The sequence below is a fragment of the Psychrobacter pacificensis genome, assembly GCF_900101915.1.
In the GTDB taxonomy this organism is placed as follows: Bacteria; Pseudomonadota; Gammaproteobacteria; order Pseudomonadales; family Moraxellaceae; genus Psychrobacter; species Psychrobacter pacificensis.
The window spans coordinates 224,040-230,350 of sequence record NZ_FNAL01000002.1; the positions used below are offsets into that span (position 1 = coordinate 224,040).

General features: G+C 41.6%; 8 protein-coding genes. All 8 read left to right on the forward strand.

All coding sequences use genetic code 11. From position 1 onward, the window contains the following. Window positions 1–23: 23 nt before the first annotated feature. Window positions 24–1,154 (forward strand): copper resistance protein B, encoded by a 1,131-nt coding sequence (locus BLR43_RS02390; RefSeq protein WP_093068430.1) that lies wholly within the window; start codon window positions 24–26, stop codon window positions 1,152–1,154. Between the two features lie 95 nt (window positions 1,155–1,249). Next, complete coding sequence (locus BLR43_RS02395) at window positions 1,250–1,726, forward strand: DUF305 domain-containing protein (RefSeq protein ID WP_093068433.1); 477 nt, start codon at window positions 1,250–1,252, stop codon at window positions 1,724–1,726. Between the two features lie 145 nt (window positions 1,727–1,871). Next, on the forward strand, window positions 1,872–2,900 hold the full coding sequence (locus tag BLR43_RS02400; protein ID WP_244265478.1) for an APC family permease: 1,029 nt from the start codon (window positions 1,872–1,874) through the stop codon (window positions 2,898–2,900). Between the two features lie 345 nt (window positions 2,901–3,245). Beyond that, on the forward strand, window positions 3,246–3,977 hold the full coding sequence (locus BLR43_RS02405) for a protein phosphatase 2C domain-containing protein (protein ID WP_025650698.1): 732 nt from the start codon (window positions 3,246–3,248) through the stop codon (window positions 3,975–3,977). Then, the gene (locus BLR43_RS13785) at window positions 3,926–4,114 is read left to right on the forward strand and encodes a hypothetical protein (protein ID WP_227502337.1); all 189 of its coding nucleotides are present in this window, start codon (window positions 3,926–3,928) and stop codon (window positions 4,112–4,114) included. The genes BLR43_RS02405 and BLR43_RS13785 overlap by 52 nt, the downstream gene beginning before the upstream one ends. 67 nt (window positions 4,115–4,181) lie before the next feature. Then, on the forward strand, window positions 4,182–5,270 hold the full coding sequence (locus tag BLR43_RS02410) for a helix-turn-helix transcriptional regulator (RefSeq protein WP_025650697.1): 1,089 nt from the start codon (window positions 4,182–4,184) through the stop codon (window positions 5,268–5,270). Window positions 5,271–5,567: 297 nt separating this feature from the next. Then, on the forward strand, window positions 5,568–6,083 hold the full coding sequence (locus tag BLR43_RS02415) for a hypothetical protein (RefSeq protein ID WP_093068436.1): 516 nt from the start codon (window positions 5,568–5,570) through the stop codon (window positions 6,081–6,083). 3 nt (window positions 6,084–6,086) lie between these two features. Beyond that, on the forward strand, window positions 6,087–6,311 hold a 225-nt coding region (locus tag BLR43_RS02420; protein ID WP_208855951.1), incomplete at its 3' end, for a transposase.

Here is a 6,311-nt window from a genome sequence, read left to right on the forward strand (position 1 = left end):
AACCTTCGAATATGAGCCTTATTATGAAAATATATAAAGTAGGTCTACCGTTTATTGGCATGTCATCTTTGATGCTACTAATGTCACCTTTAGCAAACGCTGCTGAGATGTCGAACATGGATCATGGCAGTATGGACATGTCTGGTATGGATATGTCAGATATGGATCACAGCAGCATGGATATGTCGGGCAATATGTCAGATATGGACCATAGTGGCATGGATATGTCAGGCGATATGTCGGATATGGATCATAGTGGTATGGATATGTCAGGCGATATGTCGGATATGGATCACAGTGGTATGGATATGTCAGGTGACATGTCAGATATGGATCATAGTGGCATGGATATGTCGGGCGATATGTCAGGTATGGATCACAGTAGTATGGACATGTCAGGTATGGACCATGGCAGTATGGATATGTCAGGAGGTATGCAAGGTGGTAAAGCTCCAGCTGATGCTCGCAGTCCTGACTACTCGAACGGTGTTCCCTATGGTCGCTTTGGTAAGCCTGTGATGATGGATAGCTTACCGTTATGGGGTGTGTCAGTAGAAACTTTGGGCTATCAGTTTGAGAATGACCAAATCGATTTTGAGTTTGATACGTGGTACGGTACTGATAGTAATCGTGTCACTCTACGCAGTGAAGGTAGTGCTCAAACTAACGATGATAAAGAAATTGATAGCTTAACCTCACTCGCTTATTGGAAGCCGCTCGGTATCTTCTGGAATGGAGAAGCGGGTATTGCTTATAATACTGAAAACGATAAGTCCGCAATCATGGCAGGCATTGTTGGTACGGCGCCGTACTTCGTTGAGACTGACGCAAGAGCTTATCTATATACTGATGGTCAAGTCCAGCTTGATCTTGGGACAGCGTACGAGTGGCGCTTAGATCAGCGTTGGGTGGTCAGACCAGAGCTGGAGCTGACTGCCTTTAGTAAAGATGATACCGATAACGGTATTACTAAAGGATTTAATGAGTTTGAAGCTGAAGTTAGGCTGGCTTATGAGACATTCAGTCGTCAGCTCGCGCCTTATGTTGGTTTCAGCTACAAGAGCGCCTTGGGTGATGCGCGAGACTTACGTCGTCAAGAGGACGAAGACGTTGATTCTAATAGTCTGACTGCTGGTGTGATGTTTTGGTTCTAGTGTTAACCATGTAAGTAACAACAGTTTATAACACTAGCTCTAAAAAAAGGCACCTCTTTATTTAGGTGCCTTTTTACTAAATTAAGGACAAGAATATGAATAACCATATGGATAATAAACAGAAGCAAATGAACCCTTATGTAAAGTTCACAATCATGATTTTAACATCGACAGTGGTGATGTTTATCATGATGTATTTTAACACCTATCAGTGGGATCATATTTACTTTAGTGAAACCCGAGCTTATATGGCGCTGTATATGGGCGCGGTAATGGCAATTATCATGCTCGCCTTTATGACTAATATGTATAAAAAAACCAAGATAAACTTGATGGTTTATGGGGTTAGCGTAGTTTTATTTGCCTTTGGTCTTTGGGGCGTACGCTCTCAGCAAACGGTCGATCAAGTGGATTGGATGCAGGCGATGATACCGCATCACTCGATTGCTATTTTGACCAGTTCGCGTGCTGATATCGAAGATCCACGTGTACGTCAGCTTGCTGATGACATTATCGAAGCACAAAAGCGTGAAATCGCTGAGATGCAAGCGCTTATTGAAGAGTTGGAATAATATATTATGATACCAATAAGTAAGCTCTTCTTTAAAAACTATTTACTATATCGCGTCTTTTAATTCTAACTATACCTACTCCTTACTTCAAAAATAACCTGTAAAACTGAAGTTCTACGAAGAAATAGATTAAGGTCGAATAAGTATGAAGCAAGATAGAACGACTCGCTATCAGAAGGATAGTTTGACATTATCAGGAACAGTTATGCTAGGTACCGGTGTCATGATCGGTGCTGGTATTTTCGCTCTGACCGGTCAGATGGCTCAGATGACGGGTTCGCTTTTCCCACTTGCTTTTCTAGCCGCCGCAATCGTTGTTTCTTTTAGTGCCTATTCTTATATCAAAATCTCTAACGCTTACCCGTCGGCTGGCGGTGTTGCAATGTACCTGCATCAGGCATACGGAGATCGTTTACCGACTGGATTTAATGCCCTGCTGATGTATTTCTCCATGGTTATAGCGCAGAGCTTTTTGGCCCGGACGTTCGGGTCATACACTATGCAGTTATTCGGTGGCGATGACAGCGGTCGCATGGTATCCATCCTTGGCGCCGCGCTTATTCTTGCTGCGTTCTTTATCAATTTACTTGGTAATCGTTGGATTCAGGGGGTTGCATCGGTTATCGGTATTATAAAAATTGTCGGTATTCTTATATTCGGGTTGGTTGGTATCTGGCTAGCTGATAGCTTTGCAGTTGATTCTTCTACATTAGGTGACACTAATACTGTTGGTGACTTTCTTGGCGCAACGGCGCTAGGCATACTGGCATTTAAAGGCTTTACCACGATTACCAACAGTGGCTCGGAAGTAAAAAATCCTCATCGCAACGTCGGCCGTGCCATTGTAATATCAATCGCAATATGCGTAGTTATTTACACTCTAGTCGGTTTCGCGGTGTCTAGTAATCTATCTCTTGCCGAAATCATCGAAACTAAAGATTACTCCTTGGCTGCCGCCGCACGCCCAGCACTTGGCGACTATGGTCTATGGTTCACAGTTGCAATCGCAATGGTAGCTACCGCTGGCGGCCTCCTTGCTAGCATCTTCGCAGTCTCTCGTATGCTTGCTATGTTGACTGAGATGAAGCTGGTGCCTCATCGTCATTTGGGAATGCCGGGAAGCGTTCAAACCCCAATAGCACACATACCACCTGAGTATTTCGTAAAACCTTAAAAGCGCTGCTAAGTCAAATCAGAAATGACTTAGCAGCGCTTTTTTGTGCTCGGTTATGCTAAACACACCGTTCTTTGTTCTACTAAAGCTAATAATAGCACACCCCAAAAAATGATGATATTAACACCTAAGCAGTAGAGTTCGCCTAATCTGTATGTACTGATAGAAGTCAGTATATTTTATATAAAATACATTCATAGTCCTTACAAAATAACCCGCTTAACAATTAATCACCATTATATTGAGACAAACAATTGAATTTAGAATAGTACATAACCTAGAAAATAAATCACTAGGCAGTCTACTATACTTGTCTTAATGATAATAAATAGTAAGCGAATGAATATGACAGCGGCTTTAATTGATGAATACGCTCCTTACACTAGAGCGATAGCTCACGCCTGCGCTATCACCTTTAAAGGCAATGCTAGAAACAACCTCCAACAAGACGCATTTTTCTTTTTAGACCATTGGTATCAAGAGGATTTAGGGGTGATGGCAGTGACATCAGTACAAGCGCCATTTTGTCTTGCTGTATCAGACGGCGTTGCCAGCTCTAACCAGTCACAGCACTGCTCAAAGGCAGTGGTCAAAGCAATTAAAGCGCTATGGGATGACAAACAAGCAAACGTCCAAAACATGACCTCAGATCGTATGTATCAACAACTGAGTCAAACAAAGCATGCAAAAAAACGCTATGGCGCTGCAGCAACCCTCGCCATGATTGTCGGCACATTAAAGGATGACAATTCAATCAATATAAACATCAGGCATGTTGGTGATAGCCGCGTATATAAGCTAGGTAAATATGAGAATGAATGGCAGTGCTTAACTCGTGATCATAATCTATTGAATGAGCTGGTAGATGAGCAAGCGAAAGATGAAGATCGCCAAGTAGAGTTTACGGAGTACAATCGCACAGGTATGGCTGGAAGCTTGTATAGTATTACTGAGTGCTTTGCATTGGCAGTGAATAGCGATGACCCAAGCAGCGAGCCACCTAACAGTACAAAACAGACCTTCACGTGCAATCGGGCGATAGTCTCGTTGTCTGTACTGACGGTATTCATGACTTAGTGCCAAGTAATGAATGGGCGCTTATCGATAATCAAACGGATTTACAAGAGTGGCTACAGACGCTTAGACAGCAAGTTTATGACTCTGATGGCAATGCTTATGATAACGGTACAGCCATTGTGGTACGGTTTGAATAATTGTCTTATGACAGTTCATTTCTAAGATGAAAATTTGATAGATTCAATAACCTATAGAGTAGCTCATATGTCTACATACCCAATAGCAACCTACAACAAATCAACCCGTCTGTTTGCGCTCTATCAGCGTTTGCCACGTAGTAAAGACAAGGCAATATCGCTCACAGAGCTAATGAACGTTTATGGTGATAACCCTGATCATTACACAAACGAGCGCAAAAACTTAGAGAACGACCTAACAAGTCTCAATCAAATATTTACCGATATTTTCCATAGCGATGCTTTAATCAGGTTGCCAGCTTGGAGTCAGAATATCAGCGGCAAGACCGCACGGTTTTATATTGAGCCAAGTTTTAGTATCGATATCATCAATGAGCAAACGGTATTCTTTTGGCAAATGCTTGCTAACTATACCGCCAACTACTTACCAGCACCCTTTAAGCAAAGTATTAGCGATAAGTTGAACCAGTTAGATCGCCAAGACAAGTACAGCTTCAATCAAAGTAGTCTGGGGCAGTGGAAAGACCATCTCATTATTCTGCCTAGTATCGTACAAGCACCAAAGCTTGATAGTGACGTGCTGGCTAGCATTCATCACGCGTTGTTGCAAAACAAGCAGCTTCAAATTAGCTATCAAAATAAATGGCGTAACAATCCTGCCGTCAGAGTAATCTATCCTAAAGGGCTCGTTTTTATTGACAATATGATGTACCTCACTGGGTTTGATCCAACGGACGATCATATCGATGATAATGTCTTATTAAAGGCGCACCGTAATTTTGCGGTTAATCGTATTGAAGCAGCTGAAGTAACAGAGCAGTCGGTACCGGACTGGGTAGAGCGCAATGCTTTAACTCTTGAGAATCTACGTAAGCTAGGAAAGTTGGAATTGAATAATTGTTTAGAAATCGGACTGGTTCTAAAGGTGCAAAAATATGCCTGCCAGCATTTATATGAGCGGCCGTTATCATCTACTCAAACGATTACGGTTATCAATGACACTTGGAATGAAGTGCACGCAACGGTTGCGAATACTCAGCGTCTGCAAGATTGGCTAGTAAGTATGTCGCAGTTGGCAGTAGTGGTTGAACCGCTAGAGCTAAAAAAAGCTATTCTTAAGCGTTTAGAAAGCGGGATGGAATTATATACAAAATAGTTGATCAAGCATTTTGCCAAAAGTACTAAAAAACAGATATATTTTTCTAATGTAATCAAGGAGTCAGAATGACCACAGCTAACTTATTCAAATTTGTTACCTCTGAGCTATCACAAGACGCTCTGATATGATAGCTTCTGTCATGGGCAGACCAAGACTAACAAACAGTAATTGATACACACAAAGCACGAAATAAGATAGTAACCAGTGTATTGGCGTTGTTCTTCACTAGAGAGAGTAAATCATCACCAAGTAGCATTGATAAAATAGTGGTAAAACGTCAATTAAGTGATATTAATGTTCTTTGCATTTATTATTGCCTGTTTTATCATCAGTGATGACTGGGATGAGCAGGCGCTACTTGAGCTGAAAGAGAAAGCAGAGGTTGATGTTTTATTAGGTTTACAAACAGATGACCACGACCATGAAAGCTTAGATATTATAGAGGCGGTTATTAAGTTTCAGCTAGATGAAGTAAGTGATGTCGTTGAACTGCTTAATGTAAATTCTTCAAGCACTATTATCGGTATAGATGTAACAGATGTTAAAAGACTATTTAAGTGTGTGAATGCATTCAAGTTAATTCAAGTAGGCGAGATAGATGACTCTGAAACAAATATGATGATGTCAAAGACAGGTAAGCCAATTTATCAACTGATTGAAGATCGAAATACTAACGGTTTGATTGTTGGAATGGTAAAGAGTCAAAGTCTGTCATTGGGGGATGTAGCTTATATATCAGATGCTATTGAGACTCTACGAGCCTTTCCCAAACTCTGTGTAACTGCTTATAATCCATTAACCGGAGAATAAGCAATGACTACTCAATCTGACATTAAAAAACTGGCCGAGCAAATGGCTGGTAGCATGAACAGCTTCGATGACATCAAAGACTTTCAAAAGCAGCTCATGCAGTCGTTTATCGATACTGCCCTTGAAGCTGAGATGGAAGACCATCTCGGCTACCCCAAGCATGAGAAAGCAGACAAGCCTAATAAGCGCAATGGACACACTAAAAAAACCGTCCGTAGCGACACAGGC